Raw genomic sequence first — 17125 nt, forward strand, 5'->3', positions numbered from 1 at the left:
TAACGAGCAAAATAGCGTCCGTCCTGCCAAAATAAGGCAGTTATCTTCGCAAAAGAGGCATTGTGGCGGACTTCGACCATTTGCATGACTATGACGGCGGCGCGGCCCCGGTGGTGGGCAAGGCGCGCGATTACGCGGCCGGCGGTGTTTCGCCGCGCCACGCCCACCCCACGGCACAGCTGCTGTACGCAGTGGAAGGCGTGATGATGGTCACCACCGATCAGGGCCGCTGGATTGTGCCGCCGACGCGCGGCATCTGGCTGCCCATCGCTACTTGGCATCAGGTGAATATGCTGAGCCGGGTTCGGATGCGAACGGTATATGTGCGCGGGGACGCCTTGGCCGGCCTGCCGGCGGAGTGTTGCGTGCTGGCGGTGTCGCCCTTGTTGCGCGAGCTGATTCAGGCCGCAACCGGCATTGCGGTGCCTTACCCGCCGGATAGCCGGGCGGAACGGGTGATGCGTTTGATTCTGGACGAGATCCGCAGCCTGCCGAGTTTGGCTTTGTCCTTGCCGCAGCCGGCGTCGGCGGCGCTGGACCAATTGTGTAGGCAGTTGCTCAGCCACCCCGGCGACGCGCGCGGCGTAGCCGAGTGGGCGGCGCAGGCGGCGATGGATCCGCGCACATTGCAGCGCCGCTTCCAGCGCGAGACCGGGCTGAGCTTCGGGCAGTGGCGGCGACAAGCGCGGCTGATCGCGGCTTTGGAGCGTCTGGCGCGTGGCGCCAGCGTGTTGGAGGTGGCGCTGGATCTGGGGTATGCCAGCCCCAGCGCTTTCTCGACGATGTTCAAGCGCGAATTGGGCGCGTCTCCGAGCGCTTTTTTTGATGTGAGTTAGGTGTTTGGTATGATTTGGTTTAATGAAGTAATGGTTTGGTAGTGTAGAGATTATTTTTGTTGATTAAGAGGGGTGATCTAATTTAAAAAGAGGCTGGAGGTTGGACTTTGGCGAGGTGATGAGGGGTAAGTTTGCTTTTTAGACGTAAAGAGGGTTTTTCTATATGGCGCCAGGATAATATGGCAAAAATAAATGTAATGATGCAGGAGAGGGTGAGGGCGTAATAAAATGGCAGTCGATTGGCTGTGCTCCAAATAATGCCTTGTTGAATTGGAAATGCGTAAATATATACGCCGAAAGAAAAATCGCCAAATTCTCCAGTGCGATTTAGAAGTTTTGTTGATGCCGATCCAGTAAGAATGGCGAGTGGGGGTATGCAGGTTAATATAGAAAGATAGGATTGATTTATGATGTTTAGAATAATGAATGCAATTGATATGGTTGCATATATTATTTTTCTGTGGCTTTGCCATTTTGATTTTGTTTTTTGTAAGAAAATGCCATAGCAAAAAAAGAGTCCAAACTCGTGGATGTAGTGTCCTGAATCGTGCCATTTGTTGTTTATTTTGTAAATAAAAATTAAATAGATGATGTAAAAGAAAATAGTGAGAAAGAGTAGGGGGGGTCTTTTTAATATGCCTGTAACTCCAAGTAGAGATAGAATGAGGTACCATTTTATCTCAAGAGGGATGCTCCAAAGCGAGCCGTTGATGGCATGAGGAAAAGGGTTGTTGATAAAAACTCCCGGTAGTCGATCGGATAGCTTCATTCTTAGTATGGAAAAGTAGTTGTACAGCTCGGTAGACGAAAAATAATCCTCAGGCGTGTTGGTGGAAAGATAGGGCCCGGCTAGCAGGGCAATAAATAAACAAGATGCAGCGAGTCCTGGCCAGATTCTTAAAATGCGCCTAGCTATAAATCTCATGAAATTCGGATCATTTTCCCAGCTTTGGGATGTTAGGTACCCACTGATACTAAAGAAAATGAAGAGGGCGAGGGTTCCATAGCTGATTCCAGGTAGTGGGGTTGGCTCTGTTAACCCGCTTAGTGTAAATTGATGACTGTAAAGAACCATGAAGGCGGCAAAAAGTCTAATGAAATCAAAATTGTTTTTGTGTAAATAATCTGCATGCATTTTGGTTGTTTGCTTCATGGCTTTTTGTGGGGGCGAGTTTTTTAGGCTCAGATTGTTAGGGTCTTCCGTTTGTAGATAATGTTGGTCAATGTGATGTTTTGGCTTTATGGGTTGAGTCGCAAGTGAGTCATCGTTTTATCGGTTATGTTTTGGCGAGTGTTTGATATTTTGGCCGACTTTGAAGTTTCAACGCAATCTCAGCCAGCCGGCGCCCCTGCGCCAGCGCCAGTTGTTTCTCGTCGTCGCTGATGGCTTGTTCATTGCGCACGCCTGCGACATGGCTGACGCCATAAGGCGTTCCGCCGGTGCTGGTCCGGGTCAGCGCGGTTTCCGTGTAGGGCAGGCCCACCATCAGCATGCCGTGGTGCAGCAAGGGCACCATCATGGTCAACAGGGTGGATTCCTGCCCACCGTGCAGCGAGGCGCTGCTGGTGAACACGCAGGCGGGTTTGCCGGCCAGCGCGCCCTGCATCCATTCCGGGCTGGTGCCGTCCAGAAAATATTTCACCGCCGCCGCCATATTGCCGAAGCGGGTGGGGCTGCCCAGCGCCAGGCCGATGCATTCGACGAGATCCGCGGCCTCGACATAGGGCGCGCCGGCCTCGGGGACGGCGGCCTCGGTGGCTTCGCAGACCGCGGACACCTTGGGCACGGTGCGCAGCCGGGCCTGGCAGCCAGGCACGCTTTCAATGCCGCGGGCGATCAGCCGGGCCAGTTCGCGGGTGGCGCCGTGCTGGCTGTAGTAGAGCACCAAGAGGTCTTGCATGGGTTTGGGGCCTTCCTTGTGAGATCAAAAACGATAGGTCGCGCGCCGCCGCGCAAGCGGATGCATGATAAAGCAACTCTGTGCGGCTTGCCTGATCCGCGCTTTGCCATTATTTTGCCGAGATGCAAATGAGTCGAATCGAACCGTATCTGGGCTTTGCGCGCTTTCTTGCCCGGCGCATGGGCAGCCATCGCGTCGCGCAAGTGTCCGGTAGCCTGACCTTCACCACGCTGTTGGCGCTGGTACCCTTGTTCACCATCGCCTTGACGGTGATTTCCGCGTTTCCGGTATTCTCGGATCTGAGCACCCGTTTCAAGATCATGCTGTTGTCCACGCTGGTTCCGGAGTTCGCCGGCAAGGTGATTACCGTCTACATGCGCCAGTTCGCCGACAACGCAGAGAAGTTGACCGCCGCCGGCATTGTGATGCTGGGCGTTACCGCGTTGATGCTGATGTCCACCATAGACCGTACTTTCAACGCCATCTGGGGCGTGCGCCGCGGGCGGCCGTTATTGCAGCAGAGCATGGTGTATTGGACGGTGCTGACGCTGGGGCCGCTGGTGCTGGGTGGCAGCCTGCTGGCTTGGCGCAGCCTGTTCAAGGTCAGCAAGTTCGATCACGCGCTGCCGGTATTGGCCAATATGGTGGAAGCCGGCGGGTCCATCTTGCTGACTGCCCTGGTGCTGTCGCTGTTGTACCGCATCGTGCCCAACCGTTTTGTGCCGATCAAGCACGCCAGCGTGGGCGCCTTGCTGACCGCGATCTTGCTGGAGGCCACGCGCGCCTTGTTCGGCTTCTACATCGGTCAGGTCGCTAATTACCAATTGGTGTACGGGGCCTTCGCCAGTATCCCGATTTTCCTGTTGTGGGTGTATTGCCTGTGGATGGTGGTGCTCAGCGGCGCGGTGTTCACGGCATCGTTGTCTTATTGGGAGGGCGACGCATGGCGGCGTCGCTTCGAGCCTAGGCGGCGTTTTCTCGATGCGGTGGAGGTGTTGCTGCTGCTGGACGAGGCGCAGAACCGCGGCGAACTGCTGAGCCCGGTGCAGTTGCGCAGCCAGGTGAAGGTGGGCTACGACGAGCTGGGCTGGGTGCTGGACATGTTGAGCTCCCGCGGTTTTGTTCAGAAAAGCCAGCGCGACGGTTGGGTTCTGGGCAAGAAGTTGTCGGCCATCTGCATGGTGGAGCTGTTCGAACTGTTCGTGTATCGCAGCGACAACTACCGCGACGACGATGTCGGAGCCGGAGTGGAAACCCTATTGGGGCCGATGACGGCCGAGCTTCAGTCCGTGACGCTGGAGGATTTCGCCCGCCGCGTTGGCCGGAAATAATCGCGGTTGGCGTAGAAGGCCGGATCTTCATTGTCCGGCCACCAGCCGGGAATGCCTAGCAGCGGCAGCGGCCACAGCGAGCGTGGGGCCGGCATGAAACCGTCGTCGTCCAGTCGCCGCGCCAACTCCGTGTCCAGATGGTCCCGCCGGCGAGCTTCGTCCCAGCGGAAGAAGGCTTCCGGCACCGCCAGCGGCAGCGCCTTGCCGCACCAGCCGATATGCGGCCGCAGGCCGACTTCGAACAGCGCGTGGCCGATGGCGTGAACGCCGATGCGACGGTCCCAATCTTGGCGATGTTCCAGAAACAGACGCTGCCATTCCATATCGTCCAGCATCCGGCTGAAAGCCGGATCGGCGACGGCGACGATGACGCCGCATTCGTCCAACAGCGTGGCCGCGTCGCGCAGCGGGCCGCGCTTGGTCTCTCCGCGGGCGATGGCGCGCAGGTGGCGGCGGTTCAGCGCTTGCTTGCTCCGCGGCCAAGCCAGCCAGGCCAAGGCGTTGAACCAATCGTGCCAGTTGCCGCTGCGGGTGGGGATCTCTCCGGTGTGGCCGATGTGCATCTCGTAATAGGCTTCCGGCTCCAGATCGCAGGCAAAGCGCAGTGCCGGGGGCAGCGCGTTCGGGCGTTGTTGCCGGTAGCGCCGCAGCAGCAGGTCGTAGTCCTCTTGCTCCGGCCAGGAGGCGGGAGCGATCAGCTCGGCGGCGTCGCGTACGGGCCGATATAGAGGGTGGGAGAGATAGTCGGTTTGCCAGGCGCTCACGGTGGACATCTTGGAAAAAGATTCAGGCCGGCATTTTAGCGCAATAGCAGCAATTCCTCGCCGCTGATGCAGTTGCGGCCATTGTGTTTGGCCTGGTACAGCTGTTTGTCCGCCCGGCCCAGCACTTCGTCGATTTCAGTCTCGTCGGCGCGCAGCACGGCGACGCCTATGCTGACCGTGTATTGCAGAGTGCCGGCCTCGCCGTCCGGCAAACGGGCTTCCGCGACGACGCGGCGCAGGCGCTCCGCCGCCAGCAGCGCGTCTTCCATCCGCGTGTCCGGCAGCACCGCGGCGAACTCCTCGCCGCCCAGGCGGCCGCAAATGTCGGTGCTTCGCAGCACGTTGCGGCAGCTTTGCGCGAAGTGGACGATGACTTCGTCGCCCTTGGCGTGGCCATGACGGTCGTTGATGTTCTTGAAGTGATCCAAATCCATCATCAGCACGGTCAAGGACAATTGATAACGCCGGTTGCGTTCGATTTCTCGGCTGGACAGCGCGATGAACTGGCGGCGGTTGCACAGGCCTGTCAGTTCATCCAGGGTGGCGAGCTGATAGAGTTTCTTTTCGTGGGCGTCGCGTTGCAGCGCGATGGCGATCAGGTGGGTGCTGCGTTGAGCCAACTGCAACTCTTCCGGCTCGGGTTGGCGCGGATCCGGGTGATAGATGGCGAAAGCGCCGAGCAGTCGGCGGTCGCTGGAGAATATGGGCGTGGACCAGCAGGCGCTCAGGCCGAAGGGGGCCACCAGGTCGCGGTAGCCGGCCCAAAGCGGGCTGTTGGCGATATCGTCGACGATCACCAGGCTTTTGCGGTGGACGGCGGTGCCGCAGGAGCCGGCCTCCGGGCCCACCGGCACTTGTTCCAGCAGCTTGCGATATCCAGGCGGCAGGCTTTGGCCGGCCGCCAGCCGCAAGGTTTCTCCGGCGGCGTCCAACAGCATGATGGAACAGACGCCGCGGTTCAGCTGCGACTCCATCATTCGACAGATCTGGTTAAGCGTGTCTTGCAACGGCGCATTGCCGGCAATCATCTCCATCACGGCGTTTTCTTCCGCCAGCAGACGTTCGCTCTGGCGACTGTGGGTGATTTCGCGCTCTACCGCCAGAATGCTGCGCAGCTCGCCGCCCAGCCCGAATTCGGGGAACAGCCTCACCTCGAAAATAAAGCGCCGGGTGCCCATGCTCAGCTCCAGCTCGAAGCGGCGGGCCTCGCCGCCGGCGATTAGAACCTCGCACTCCTCGGCAAAACGCGCGCGCGCGGCTTCCGGCCAGGTTTTGTCGTGGACGCTGCGGCCGAGGTGCTCCTCGCGCGTCAGCGTTGAGTAGCGGCTGACGCTGCGGTTGATGAATTGGCAGCGCAGGTCCAGATCGTAGCGGGCAATGACGTCTTCCGAGTTTTCCACCAGAGTGCGGAACTCCTGTTCGCGCCGTAGCATCGCGGACTCGGCTAGTTTGCGCGCTGTGACGATCTGGCACAGCGCGTGGATATGGCTGATGCGGCCCACTTCGTCTTTATGAAACTGGGTGCGTTGCTCCAGCCATTCCCAATGACCGTGAGCGTGGCGCACGCGGAACTCCATGCCGCAGGCGCTTTCTTGTCTTTGCTCCGGGTGACTGAGCAAGGCGGTGAACAGCGAGCGGTCTTCCGGATGAAGCAGCTCCAGCCAGCGTGAAAAAGCCATGCGCTCGGCGTCCGCCGGCAGACCCAACAGGGCGTGCAGCGTTTGAGGCGCGCCGCGCACCGCTTGGCCGGCCAGATCGAACTCCAGCAAACCCAGCCGCGCGTCCTGCAGCGCCTGGCGCCAGCCGCCCAAGTCGCCTCCGGGGCCGTGAGCGGCGGGAGGCTGCAGGCGCAGCAAAAGATGACCGGGAAGCGAGCAGGGCAAGGGAAAGGCCAGCAAATCGGCACGGGCCGCCAGCAGGCCGTCGCGATGACTAGGGTGGGTAGGGTCCAGCAGCAGCGCGAGGTCGTGCCGGCTGAAGCCGTAACCGGCCAGACCGCTGTCTTGGCGCGCGGGCGCAGGCGCATGGCCGGAGACGGCGAGAAGGCTACCGTCGGCGTCGGCCAACGCCAGCGGCTGCCTGCTGTCCCGAACCTGCCGGCTTAGCGTGGCCAGCTGTCGTCGGCGTCGCCATGGCGTCAGGCCTAGCAGCGCCAGCAAGGGGATGAACAGCGGCCAGCCGGCGAGCCAATCCGGCGTCGCGGCTTGCGCGTAGTCGGCCCCGAACAGGCACAGCGAGCCCGCGGCGGCGAACAGTCGACAGTGCGCACTGGCCGGGCGGCGTAAGGCTGGGTTCAAGCGGTTCTCCGGAGGCGCGACGGCGCGCAAAGCTGCAATGATGGCACCTGGCGCAAAGCAGGGCGCTTTTCGTAATATTGATAGCATTCGCCAGCGTCGTTTTTATGCAACAAATGCAGTATGCTGCAAACATTGTTGTGGAGCTGGCCAAATGGATTACTTCCCGATCTTCCTTAAATTACAAGGCGCGCCCTGTTTGCTGGTGGGCGGCGGCGAGGTGGCGCTGCGCAAAGCGCGCCTTTTGCTGTCCGTTGGAGCGGAACTGACAGTAGTGGCGCCGGAGTTGACACCGGAATTGGCCGAGATGGCGAAGCAGGGCCAACTGACGCATTTGCGCGCCTGTTTCGAGCCGGCCCAACTGAGCGGCAGGCGCTTGGTGGTGGCTGCCACCAACGAGCGCGAGGTCAACCGCCAAGTTTCCGTGTCCTGTCAGACCTTGAATATTCCCGTCAATGTGGTGGACGACCCTGATCTGTCCAGCTATATCACCCCGTCCATTGTGGATCGTTCGCCCTTGGTGATCGCCGTGTCCACCGGCGGCGGAGTGCCGGTGTTGGCGCGGTTGATCCGCGGCCGGCTGGAAAGCCTGATTCCCAGCGGGTTTGGGCGATTGGCGCGTTTTGCCGCCGGTTTCCGTGACCGGGTCAAAGCCGGCATTCCCGACGTTGAACGTCGTCGGACGTTCTGGGAGTCGGTGCTGGAGGGGCCGCTGGCCGAAGCGGTGATCAACGGAGACGAGGCTGCCGCCGTGCAGGCGATGGAGCGACGGCTGGAGGACGCCGGCAAGCAGACTGCGCAGGGCGCGGTCTATCTGGTGGGGGCGGGACCGGGCAATCCGGATTTGCTCACCTTCCGGGCGCTGCGGCTGATGCAGCAGGCCGACGTGGTCTTGCACGACAATCTGGTGGCGCCGGAGCTGCTGGAACTGGTGCGACGCGACGCCGAGCGCATTTATGTGGGGAAGGCCAGAGCCAACCATGCGCTGCCGCAAGGCGACATCAATCTCTTGATGGTAGAACTGGCGCAACAAGGCAAGCGGGTGTTGCGGCTCAAGGGCGGAGATCCGTTTACTTTCGGCCGTGGCGGCGAAGAAATCGAGACGCTGGCGGCGCATGGCATCGCCTTCGAAGTCGTGCCCGGCATCACTTCCGCCAGCGGTGCGGCGGCGTACGCCGGCATACCGCTGACCCATCGGGATTACGCGCAGTCGGTGACCTTCGTGACCGGACACAAGCAGGACGGAAGCATTCACCTTGACTGGCCCGCGTTGACGCGGCCGGCTCAGACCGTAGTAGTCTACATGGGCGTGTCCACTGCTCAGGAACTGTGCCTCGCTTTCATCGAGCACGGCAAGCCGGCGACGACGCCGGCCGCCGCGGTGGAATGGGCGACCACCGAACGGCAGCGAACGGTGGCGGGCACGCTGCGGGATCTGCCGGAACTGATGTCCAAGCATCATATTGCTTCGCCCGCCTTGATCATTGTCGGCGAGGTGGTGGGATTGGCGGACAAACTGGGTTGGTACCGGACCCGAGTCTGTTGACGTTTGTTTTACCGTTGCGCTGGCTGGGAAAAGCGCGCTATACAAGGCGGAAGGACGCGGGTAAATAAGATGTCGACAGACCCTCGGAGAATACTGCTGATACAATGGCAGACTGACGTGTTGATCAACCTTTTTGCTTCAGCGTCCCGGCCCCGCGCCGACGACGCTGCCAACATGAAGAATCAGGCATGGTAGGTGTATTGATAATCGCGCATGGCGACTTGGGGCGCAGTCTGGCGGATTGCGCCAGGCATATCCTGGGTCGTGAGCCGGAAAATCTGGCATTGATGGCGGTCGACAAGACCGATGACCCGGAAAGCAAGCAAGCCGAAGCCCAGTTGCTGGTGGACAGGCTGGACGTGGGTGACGGGGTGGTGATCCTGACCGATATGTATGGCGGCACGCCGTCCAATATCGCCAGCCGGTTGATCCGGCCGGGGCGAGTGGAGGCGGTGGCGGGGGCGAGTCTCCCCATGGTAGTCCGAGCCTTGTGCTATAGCAGCCAGCCATTGGAAATCGTCGTGAGCAAGGCGATCACCGGCGGCCTGGAGGGCGTGCTTTATATTATTCCGGGGGAAGGCAATGCTGCGAATTGAAGTGGAAATCATCAACAAGCTCGGCCTGCATGCCCGCGCCTCCAGCAAGTTCACTCAGCTGGCCAGCCGCTACAAAAGCGATATTTTCATTGCGCGCAACAATCGCCGGGTCAACGGCAAAAGCATCATGGGCGTGATGATGCTGGCGGCGGCCAAGGGGGCGACCGTGGAGTTGGAGGTGAGCGGGGAGGATGAGCAAGTGGCGTTGGACGCCCTGGTGGCCCTGATCAACAACCGATTCGACGAAGCCGAATAAGCCGGAGCCTAAGGACGGGACGATGAGCATCATCCTGCACGGGGTGGCCATAGGCGGCGGCATTGCCATTGGCCGCGCCCATTTGATTTCGCGCAGCATGGACGATGTCGCGCACTATCTGCTGGAGGACGAGGAAGTCCCGGCGGAATTGGCGCGCTTCGATGAAGCCATCCGCGATACTCGCAAAGAGCTGGAAATGTTGTGGGGCAGTATTCCGGAGAACGCGCCGGCGGAGCTGGGCGCCTTCCTGTCTTTGCACATCATGCTGTTGGGCGACGTCACCATCTCGCGCGAGCCGCGCGAAATCATCGAAAAACAGCGTTGCAACGCCGAGTGGGCGCTGAAGCTGCAATGCGAGTCCTTGGTCGAGCAGTTCGACGCGATCGAGGAAGATTATCTGCGCGAACGCAAGAACGATGTGCTGCAAGTGGTGGAGCGCATCTTCAAGAACCTGGACGGCGACGTGCCGCAACTGCCTGCGCCGGAAGACTTGGTCGACGACCACATTCTGGTGGCGCATGATCTGTCCCCGGCCGACATGGTCTATTTCAAGGATTCCAACTTCGCCGCCTTCGTCACCGACGTCGGCGGCGCCACCTCCCATACCGCGATTCTGGGGCGCAGCCTGGATCTGCCGTCGGTGATCGCCTTGCACCACTCGCGCGAGCTGATCCGCGAAGACGAGTTGATCATCGTCGACGGCTTGCAAGGCGTGGTGATCATCAATCCTGACGAGTTAGTTCTGGCTGAGTACCGCCGCCGGCTGCGCGCCTGGCGCGATGCCCGGCGCAAGCTGTCGTCTATCCGCAAGTCCAATGCCAAGACCCAGGACGGCACCGCGATCGAACTGCTGGCCAATATCGAGTTGCCGCAGGACGTGGAGGACGTGCGCAAGTCCGGCGCGGTGGGCGTGGGTCTGTTCCGCAGCGAATTCCTGTTTCTGGGCCGCGATACTTTGCCGGACGAGGACGAGCAGTACGAAGCCTACCGGCATGTGGCGGAAACCATGAAGGGTTTGCCGGTGACCATCCGCACGATGGATCTGGGCGCGGACAAAAACCCCAAGTGGCTGAACCACGCGGTGGCGGACAATCCGGCGTTGGGCCTGACGGGCATTCGACTATGCCTGGCCGAGCCGTTGATGTTCCGCGCGCAGCTGCGGGCCCTGTTGCGCGCCTCGGTGCACGGCAAGATCAAGGTCTTGTTCCCGATGGTGAATTCGCTGCCGGAGCTGAAGCAGGCGCTGGCGCAGTTTGAATACGCCAAGCAGGAGCTGCGCGAGGAGAAGATCGCCTATTCGGAAGAGATCGAAGTGGGCGCGATGATTGAAATCCCGTCGGCGGCGCTGGTGGTGGGCAGCTTTCTCAAGCATATCGACTTCCTGTCGGTGGGCACCAACGATTTGATCCAGTACACGCTGGCGATCGACCGCAACGACGATTCGGTCAGCCATCTGTATGATCCCATCCATCCGGCGGTGTTGAAGCTGATCCTGCACACCATCAAGGCCGGCATCAAGGGCGGGGTGCCGGTGTCGGTTTGCGGTGAGATGGCCGGCGACGCCAGACTGACGCGTTTGCTGCTGGGCATGGGCTTGCGCAAGTTCTCCATGCATCCAGCCAACCTGCTGGCGGTCAAGCAACAGGTGCTCAATACTCACCTGGATCAGATCGCGCCGATTGCGGCGCGCATGCTTAGAACCGAAGACCCTGATAAAATCGCCGATCTTTTGCAACAACTGAATGCCGAGCCGGGTGTCTGATCCGGCTTTTTCCTTTCTTATGCTGAACGATCCCATCGACCTGAACGCCGTGCGTCGGGTGCTGGTCATCAAGCTGCGCCACCATGGCGACGTGCTGCTGACTTCGCCACTGTTTTCCGCGCTGCAGCAGCAGGCGCCGCATCTGGAGATCGACGCGCTGGTCTACCATGACACCCGTGAGATGCTGAGCCTTCACCCGGCAATTGCGCAACTGCACACCATAGACCGCAACTGGAAAAAACGTGGGCCGCTGGGTCAGGCTCGGGCTGAACTGGCTCTGCTGAGCCAGTTGCGCGCCCGCGGCTACGATCTGGTGATTACGCTGACCGAGCATAATCGCGGGGCATGGCTGGCGCGCTTGCTCGCGCCGCGCTGGTCGGTGGGGCCGCAGGGCCCTTACGGGCGCTTCTTTAAGAAGAGCTTTACTCACCGCTATCTGCAGGTTCCGGGCAACCGCCGCCACACCATTGAAATCCATTTGGACGCTTTGAGGCGGATTGGCGTTTATCCGAATGAAAGCCAGCGTGAGCTGGTGTTGGTGCCGGGGCACAACGCAGAGGCCACGCTGGCGGCCAAGCTGGTCGAGCGCGGTTTGCGGCCGGGCGCCTACATTCTGGTGCACCCGACCTCCCGCTGGTCGTTCAAGAGCTGGCCGGCGGAGAAAATGAGCGCGCTGATCGACGCCTTGAGCGCGCGCGGCGAACAACTGGTGCTGTCGGCCGCGCCGGGCGAGGAAGAAATGGCGATGATCGCCGACATCGAAGCGCGGCTGGAACGGCCGGTGGCCAGCCTGGCCGGCCAGCTGAGCCTGAAGGAGCTGGCGGCGGCGATAGATCAGGCGCGCTTGTACATCGGCGTGGATTCGGTGCCCATGCATATCGCCTCGGCGATGAAGACGCCTTGCGTCGCCTTGTTCGGTCCGTCGGGGGATGTTGAATGGGGGCCGTGGCAGGTGCCGCACCGGGTGGTGTCGGAGCCGGTGCCCTGTCGCCCCTGCGGCAACGCCGGCTGCGGCGGAGGCTGGCAGAGCGAATGTCTGCAGCGCATCAAAGTGGACACAGTGCTGGCGGCGGTGGACGCGGTCTTGAAGGAGAGCGCATGAAGCGGCTGGCGATTATCCGGCAGAAATACAACCCGGCGGGCGGCGCGGAGCGCATCGTCAGCGCCATCGTCAAGCAATTGCAGGCCGGCGGCGAGTTCAGCCCGCTGTTGATCAGCCGCAATTGGGAAACCCTGCCGGGCGTGGAAACGGTAGGGATCAAACCATTCTATTTGGGTAGTGTTTGGCGCGACTGGAGTTTTGCCCGCGCCGCCCGTGCCGCGTGGAAGAAGGCCGGCGCCGACCTAGTGCAATCGCACGAGCGCATTCCCGGTTGCCATGTGTTCCGCGCCGGCGACGGCGTGCACGCCGCCTGGCTGGACGCGCGGTTGGAAGGCGCGTCCTGGTGGCGGCGGCTGAGCACCTTTTGCAACCCTTACCACCATTTCATGCTACGCACCGAGCGCGCGATGTTCCGGCATCCGGCGTTGCGGGCGGTGATTTGCAATTCGGAGTTGGTGCGCGACGACGTGGTGGGCCGTTTCGGCGTGGACCCTAGGCGTTGCGCGGTGATCCGCAACGGTGTGGATAGCGACTTTTTCAATCCGGCGGCGGCGCGCGAGCAGCGGGAAGCGCTGCGCGAGCGATACGGCATTCCGCAAACGGCGCCGGTGCTGGTCTACGTGGGCTCGGGCTTCGAGCGCAAGGGCGTGGCGCAGGCGCTGCGTGCCATCGCGCCGCACGCGGCCGTGCATCTGGTGGTGGTGGGCGGCGACAAGAAGCTGGCGCGCTATCAGAGCCTGGCGGCGCGCTTGGGGGTGTCCGAGCGCGCGCACTTCACCGGTCCGCAGCGCGATGTCCGCAGCTATTACGGCCTGGCGGACGGCTTCATCCTGCCTACGCTGTACGAGCCGTTTGGTTCGGTGGTGATAGAGGCGATGGCCTGTGGCCTGCCTGTGCTGACCAGCACCCGTTGCGGCGGAGCGGAGTTGCTGGAGCCGGGCGTCACCGGCTGGCTGGCCGCGGCGGGGGATGCCGCCGCCTGGCAAGACAATGTGGCGGCCTGGCTGGCCGCGCGCGCGGATTGGCCGCGCAGCGGCGAGCTTGCGCGCGCGCGGGTGGCGGGCTTGAGCGAGAGCAATATGGTGGCGCAGATGCTGGCCTTGTACCGGGAGCTGTCGGCCGTCGGCGGCGGGCGCGGAGCTGGCGAATGAGGGACTGGCGATGAGGCCGGGACGCTTTCCCGGACGCTTGCTGATTTTCGCGGCGCTGTTGTTGCGGCTGCCCTGGCAGTGGCTGCGCCGCAAGCCGGACCCCGAGAGCGCGCGCCGGATACTGATTCTGCACCAGTTTCTGCTGGGCGACGCCTTGATGGCGACCAGCCTGCTAGCCAAGGCGCGTGAGCGTTTTCCCAAGGCGGAGATCGTGCTGGCTTGTCCGCCGGGACAAGCGCCGCTGTATGAAACGCGCCCCTATGGTATTCGGCCGTTGCCCTGGCAGCCGCGCGATTTTGCTTCAATCCGGCGTTTGTTCGCCGAGGAGCGTTTCGATATCGCCTACCTGATGGGCGAAAACCGGCTGAGCTTTCTGGCGCGCGCGATCGGCGCCCGCTGGATTGTCGGCTTCGCCGGGGAAACGCCGCGCTACAAGAACTGGCTGCTGGACGAGGCGGTGCCGTACGCCGGGCAGCCGGAAGCCTGGACCGATACCGCGGCGCGCTTGATCGACGGGCCCGAGCCCCAACCGTTTCGTTTGCAGGATTGGCAGGTAGCGGCTGAAGGGGTGCCGCCCTTGCCGCCGCGTTTCGTCGTTTTGCACGTCGGCGCGAGTTCGGCGACCCGCTTCTGGCCAGTGGGAAGTTGGAACCGGGTTGCTGCCACTGTCCGGGATTGCCGGTGCACGGTTGTGTGGTCGTGTGGGCCGGGGGAGCAGCATTTGCTGTCGGCCATTGATGTGGAGCCTGACGATATCGTCATGGCCGGCACGCTGAGCCTGGCGCAATTGCGCGCCGTCTTGAGCCGCGCCCGTGCCTGCGTGTGTCCGGACACCGGCATCGCACATCTGGCCAAAGTGGCGGGCGCACCCTTGCTGATGCTGTTCGGACCGGGCAGCGAGACCTTGTTCGGCGCGAGCCGTTTTTTCGCCGGCTTCACCTGCGTCGGCGTCGGCCCCGCATGGTTTCCTTGCCGCAACCAGCGCAGCGTGCATTATCGCGATGTCGATTGGGCTTTGCGTTGTTTCAGAAAATTTGGCGATCAGGCCGGCGAATGCCGTCAGGCGCAGTGCATGGCCGCTGTGCCAGCCGGGCAGGTGGCCGAGACCTTGGAAAAACTTCTGCATGAATGATCATCTGAGTATCGAACCCCGCTGGCATGGCCGCTTGGCGGTTGGCCTGTCCCTGGCGTTTTTGACCTTGGCCAATGTGTCCCACACGATTGCGCTGCGCTATGTGATCTTGCTGGTGATGTTGATCCTGGTGGCGAAAGACTATGCCGGGCTCAAGCGCCAATGGCGCGAGCAGCGCGGGCCTGTTGTCGCCGTAGGCGCGTTCTTGTTATATGCATTGCTGCACACCCTATTGCTTTCAATGTGGCCGGAAGCCTCCGCCAGCGAATTCCGCAGCCAGCTATTGATCGGCGGCTTGTGGTTTGCGGCTGGCCTGGCTTTGTTCCGCACGCCTCGGCGCTGGACGATTTCGGACTTGGTCATCGTCGCCGGCTGCGTATTGGCCTTGGCGGAGTTCGGCCATGGCGCTTATGTCTATCTGACTACGGGTTCGTGGCCGTATAACGAGGTGTACACCACCGCCACCAAGCTGGAATTCACCTTCTTCATGAACTTTGTGCTGGCCTTCATCGTGGCTGCGTTTTGCTTCGGGCAACGTACCCAGCCGCTGACGCGCTTTCCCCGCTGGATTTTGGGCTTGGCTGCGGCTTTGATTCTGTTTGTCAGCCTCAAGGCGGGGGCGCGCAATGGCATGATCGGTCTTGTCTACCTGATGTTGTCCATGCTGCTGGTTTATTCCGTGTTTGAAGGGCTGAAGATAGGCTGGGGCAAGACTTTGCTTATTGCCGGCGTGGTCCTGGCCGCGGCGGGCAGTATCGCCGCGTATACGATCAAGCAGGATAGCCGGAATCAGGTATTTGTAGAGTCGGCGGCTGCCGGATGGCACTATGCCGGCACCAAGGCCTGGCTGCGGATGGAGCCCTATCCGAAGATGGCCAATGGTCAGTCCGTGGACCCGTCCGCCTACGAACGAGTGGCCTGGATTCACAGCGGTCTTGACCTCATTGCGGCCAAGCCCATGGGTTATGGCTATAGCCGCAATGCTTTCACCAATGCCTTGACGGCGACGGGCCATCCCAATCAAGTAGGCCACAGTCATAGCGGCTTCATCGATCTGGGCGTGGGCTTGGGCGTGGTCGGCATCGCCCTATGGCTGGCGTTTTGCGGCGTGTTGATCTGGACCGGCTACCAAGCCTTCCGTCTGCGCCGCGATACGCTGGGGCTGGTGCTGATGCTGGTGAGCTGCGGTTTCCTCGGGCGCATGTTGTTGGAAAGCGTGAACAAGGATCATATGCTGCATATCTTTCTGTTCACCGCCGCCGCCTTGTTGGCGGAGCTGAGACAGCGGGAGAAAGGCGCGGCGCATGAGTGATTGGGTGTTGTTCACCGAGTCCTCCCCCAATGTCGGCGGGCAGGAGTTGCAGCTGATGCAGCAGATGCGCCTGTTGGGGGAGCGCGGTTTTCGTCCGGTGCTGGCCTGCCGGCCGCAGACGCGGGTGATGGAGGAGGCTTGCCGGCGCGGCTTGGAAGTATTGCCGCTGCGTTTTCGCAACAGTCTCCACCTGCCGTCTATTTTGGCCTTGAGCGCCTGGATGCGGCGTCATCGCCCGCGGCTGGCCATCTGCCACAGCGGTCACGACAGCAATAATCTGGCCATTGCCGCGCGACTGACGGGGCGGGGCCGGCCCTTCCTGCTGCGTTCGCGCACTTATCAGCCCGGCCAGGCGTCGGCCTGGAGCTATAACCAGCTGATGGACGCGACCATGTTGCCCAGCGCTTATCTGAAGCGCTGTTTGCTGGAGAATCCGGCGATCCGAGCCGACAAGCTGCACGTAGTCTATCCCGGCATTGATTTCGACGCTCTGGACCAGGCCGCCGCGCTGCCCTTGCCGCCAGAGCTGGAACAGTGGCTGTCCCGTTCCGCAGGCCCCTTGCTGGTGCAGGCGGCGATGTTGCGTGGTGAAAAAGGACATAGGACGGTGTTGGCGGCCTTGGGCTTGCTGAAGAACAAATGGCCGGACGCGCGTTATGTGATTGCGGGGGAAGGGCCGGAGCAGCAGGCGATCGCCGAACTGGCGCGGCAATTGGGCTTGCAGCACAGAGTCTTGCTCGCCGGCGTGGTAAGCCCGGTGGCGGCTCTACTGGCGCGTGCCGATCTGGTGTTGATGCCGTCCAGCTATGAGCCGCTGGGCATGTCGCAGATCGAGGCGTTGGGCCTCAGCGTGCCGGTGATCGCCAGCGATACCGGCGGCATTCCCGAGACCATGCGCCACGGCGAAACCGGCGTGTTGGCGCCGCCGGGCGACGCTGCCGCCTGGGCCGAGGCGATCGACCAGGCGCTGAGCCAGCCGGCAATGATGAAGGCCTGGGCTCAGGCCGGGCGCGTCGATGTACGCTCGCGCTTCGCGCCGGAACAGAATTTGCGGCGCATCCTTGAACTTGGCGGTTTGAACGCGCCGGGGTTGTGAGGCTCTGATTCATGACCGCCCGCGGACGCGGGCGTTGGACGATAGG

At 61.8% G+C, this 17125-nt stretch carries 15 protein-coding genes; 11 read left to right on the forward strand and 4 right to left on the reverse strand.

The window, feature by feature from the left end; all coding sequences use genetic code 11:
* Positions 1 to 62: 62 nt before the first annotated feature.
* Positions 63 to 836 carry a helix-turn-helix transcriptional regulator gene (locus MOV80_RS14100; RefSeq protein ID WP_107731486.1) on the forward strand — a complete coding sequence of 258 codons (774 nt, stop codon included), beginning with the start codon at positions 63 to 65 and terminating at the stop codon, positions 834 to 836.
* An 82-nt stretch (positions 837 to 918) separates the two neighbouring features.
* Here MOV80_RS14100 and MOV80_RS14105 read toward each other — a convergent pair whose 3' ends face one another.
* The gene (locus tag MOV80_RS14105; protein WP_118268369.1) at positions 919 to 1989 is read right to left on the reverse strand and encodes an acyltransferase; all 1071 of its coding nucleotides are present in this window, start codon (positions 1987 to 1989) and stop codon (positions 919 to 921) included.
* A 124-nt stretch (positions 1990 to 2113) separates the two neighbouring features.
* Positions 2114 to 2737: an NAD(P)H:quinone oxidoreductase gene (gene wrbA, locus MOV80_RS14110; RefSeq protein WP_107731488.1), complete on the reverse strand. Its 624-nt coding sequence runs from the start codon at positions 2735 to 2737 to the stop codon at positions 2114 to 2116.
* Between the two features lie 128 nt (positions 2738 to 2865).
* Between wrbA and MOV80_RS14115 the strand changes: the two genes are divergently transcribed.
* Positions 2866 to 4068, forward strand: coding sequence for a YihY family inner membrane protein (locus MOV80_RS14115; protein ID WP_081554562.1), 1203 nt, complete (start codon positions 2866 to 2868; stop codon positions 4066 to 4068).
* On the opposite strand, the gene MOV80_RS14120 is transcribed toward MOV80_RS14115, so the two are convergent.
* Together MOV80_RS14120 and MOV80_RS14125 are read right to left on the reverse strand one after the other, a co-directional pair.
* Positions 4020 to 4832, reverse strand: coding sequence for a DUF3025 domain-containing protein (locus tag MOV80_RS14120; protein ID WP_081575873.1), 813 nt, complete (start codon positions 4830 to 4832; stop codon positions 4020 to 4022). The genes MOV80_RS14115 and MOV80_RS14120 overlap by 49 nt on opposite strands.
* A 35-nt stretch (positions 4833 to 4867) precedes the next feature.
* Complete coding sequence (locus MOV80_RS14125) at positions 4868 to 7129, reverse strand: diguanylate cyclase (protein WP_162897136.1); 2262 nt, start codon at positions 7127 to 7129, stop codon at positions 4868 to 4870.
* A gap of 151 nt (positions 7130 to 7280) precedes the next feature.
* Between MOV80_RS14125 and cysG the strand changes: the two genes are divergently transcribed.
* From cysG to MOV80_RS14170, 9 genes are all read left to right on the forward strand, one after another.
* Positions 7281 to 8672, forward strand: coding sequence for a siroheme synthase CysG (gene cysG / locus MOV80_RS14130; protein ID WP_019100448.1), 1392 nt, complete (start codon positions 7281 to 7283; stop codon positions 8670 to 8672).
* Between the two features lie 188 nt (positions 8673 to 8860).
* On the forward strand, positions 8861 to 9268 hold the full coding sequence (locus MOV80_RS14135; protein ID WP_019100447.1) for a PTS sugar transporter subunit IIA: 408 nt from the start codon (positions 8861 to 8863) through the stop codon (positions 9266 to 9268).
* Positions 9255 to 9524 carry an HPr family phosphocarrier protein gene (locus tag MOV80_RS14140; RefSeq protein ID WP_019100446.1) on the forward strand — a complete coding sequence of 90 codons (270 nt, stop codon included), beginning with the start codon at positions 9255 to 9257 and terminating at the stop codon, positions 9522 to 9524. Before MOV80_RS14135 ends, MOV80_RS14140 begins: the two co-directional genes overlap by 14 nt.
* A gap of 22 nt (positions 9525 to 9546) precedes the next feature.
* A complete protein-coding gene (gene ptsP / locus MOV80_RS14145) occupies positions 9547 to 11286 on the forward strand; it encodes a phosphoenolpyruvate--protein phosphotransferase (protein ID WP_019100445.1) in 1740 nt (579 codons plus the stop codon).
* Between the two features lie 19 nt (positions 11287 to 11305).
* Complete coding sequence (rfaQ, locus tag MOV80_RS14150; RefSeq protein ID WP_249605228.1) at positions 11306 to 12388, forward strand: putative lipopolysaccharide heptosyltransferase III; 1083 nt, start codon at positions 11306 to 11308, stop codon at positions 12386 to 12388.
* Entirely contained in the window at positions 12385 to 13539 is a 1155-nt protein-coding gene (locus MOV80_RS14155; RefSeq protein WP_043589773.1) for a glycosyltransferase family 4 protein, read from the forward strand. The genes rfaQ and MOV80_RS14155 overlap by 4 nt, the downstream gene beginning before the upstream one ends.
* Before the next feature lie 10 nt (positions 13540 to 13549).
* The gene (locus MOV80_RS14160; protein WP_107731490.1) at positions 13550 to 14671 is read left to right on the forward strand and encodes a glycosyltransferase family 9 protein; all 1122 of its coding nucleotides are present in this window, start codon (positions 13550 to 13552) and stop codon (positions 14669 to 14671) included.
* Positions 14664 to 15983, forward strand: coding sequence for an O-antigen ligase family protein (locus MOV80_RS14165; RefSeq protein ID WP_162897135.1), 1320 nt, complete (start codon positions 14664 to 14666; stop codon positions 15981 to 15983). The genes MOV80_RS14160 and MOV80_RS14165 overlap by 8 nt, the downstream gene beginning before the upstream one ends.
* Positions 15976 to 17079, forward strand: coding sequence for a glycosyltransferase family 4 protein (locus tag MOV80_RS14170; protein ID WP_043589777.1), 1104 nt, complete (start codon positions 15976 to 15978; stop codon positions 17077 to 17079). Before MOV80_RS14165 ends, MOV80_RS14170 begins: the two co-directional genes overlap by 8 nt.
* Positions 17080 to 17125: the final 46 nt, after the last annotated feature.

It is taken from the genome of Chromobacterium sp. IRSSSOUMB001, from assembly GCF_023507765.1.
GTDB lineage: Bacteria > Pseudomonadota > Gammaproteobacteria > Burkholderiales > Chromobacteriaceae > Chromobacterium > Chromobacterium haemolyticum.

Excerpts from the sequence above, each read along its gene's own strand:
- MOV80_RS14140 (WP_019100446.1), top strand. The coding sequence starts at position 9,255 with ATGCTGCGAATTGAAGTGGAAATCATCAACAAGCTCGGCCTGCATGCC.
- MOV80_RS14135 (WP_019100447.1), top strand. The coding sequence starts at position 8,861 with ATGGTAGGTGTATTGATAATCGCGCATGGCGACTTGGGGCGCAGTCTG.
- MOV80_RS14160 (WP_107731490.1), top strand. The coding sequence starts at position 13,550 with ATGAGGCCGGGACGCTTTCCCGGACGCTTGCTGATTTTCGCGGCGCTG.
- MOV80_RS14115 (WP_081554562.1), top strand. The coding sequence starts at position 2,866 with ATGAGTCGAATCGAACCGTATCTGGGCTTTGCGCGCTTTCTTGCCCGG.
- wrbA (WP_107731488.1), bottom strand. The coding sequence starts at position 2,737 with ATGCAAGACCTCTTGGTGCTCTACTACAGCCAGCACGGCGCCACCCGC.
- cysG (WP_019100448.1), top strand. The coding sequence starts at position 7,281 with ATGGATTACTTCCCGATCTTCCTTAAATTACAAGGCGCGCCCTGTTTG.
- MOV80_RS14170 (WP_043589777.1), top strand. The coding sequence starts at position 15,976 with ATGAGTGATTGGGTGTTGTTCACCGAGTCCTCCCCCAATGTCGGCGGG.
- rfaQ (WP_249605228.1), top strand. The coding sequence starts at position 11,306 with ATGCTGAACGATCCCATCGACCTGAACGCCGTGCGTCGGGTGCTGGTC.
- MOV80_RS14155 (WP_043589773.1), top strand. The coding sequence starts at position 12,385 with ATGAAGCGGCTGGCGATTATCCGGCAGAAATACAACCCGGCGGGCGGC.
- MOV80_RS14165 (WP_162897135.1), top strand. The coding sequence starts at position 14,664 with ATGAATGATCATCTGAGTATCGAACCCCGCTGGCATGGCCGCTTGGCG.
- ptsP (WP_019100445.1), top strand. The coding sequence starts at position 9,547 with ATGAGCATCATCCTGCACGGGGTGGCCATAGGCGGCGGCATTGCCATT.
- MOV80_RS14105 (WP_118268369.1), bottom strand. The coding sequence starts at position 1,989 with ATGAAGCAAACAACCAAAATGCATGCAGATTATTTACACAAAAACAAT.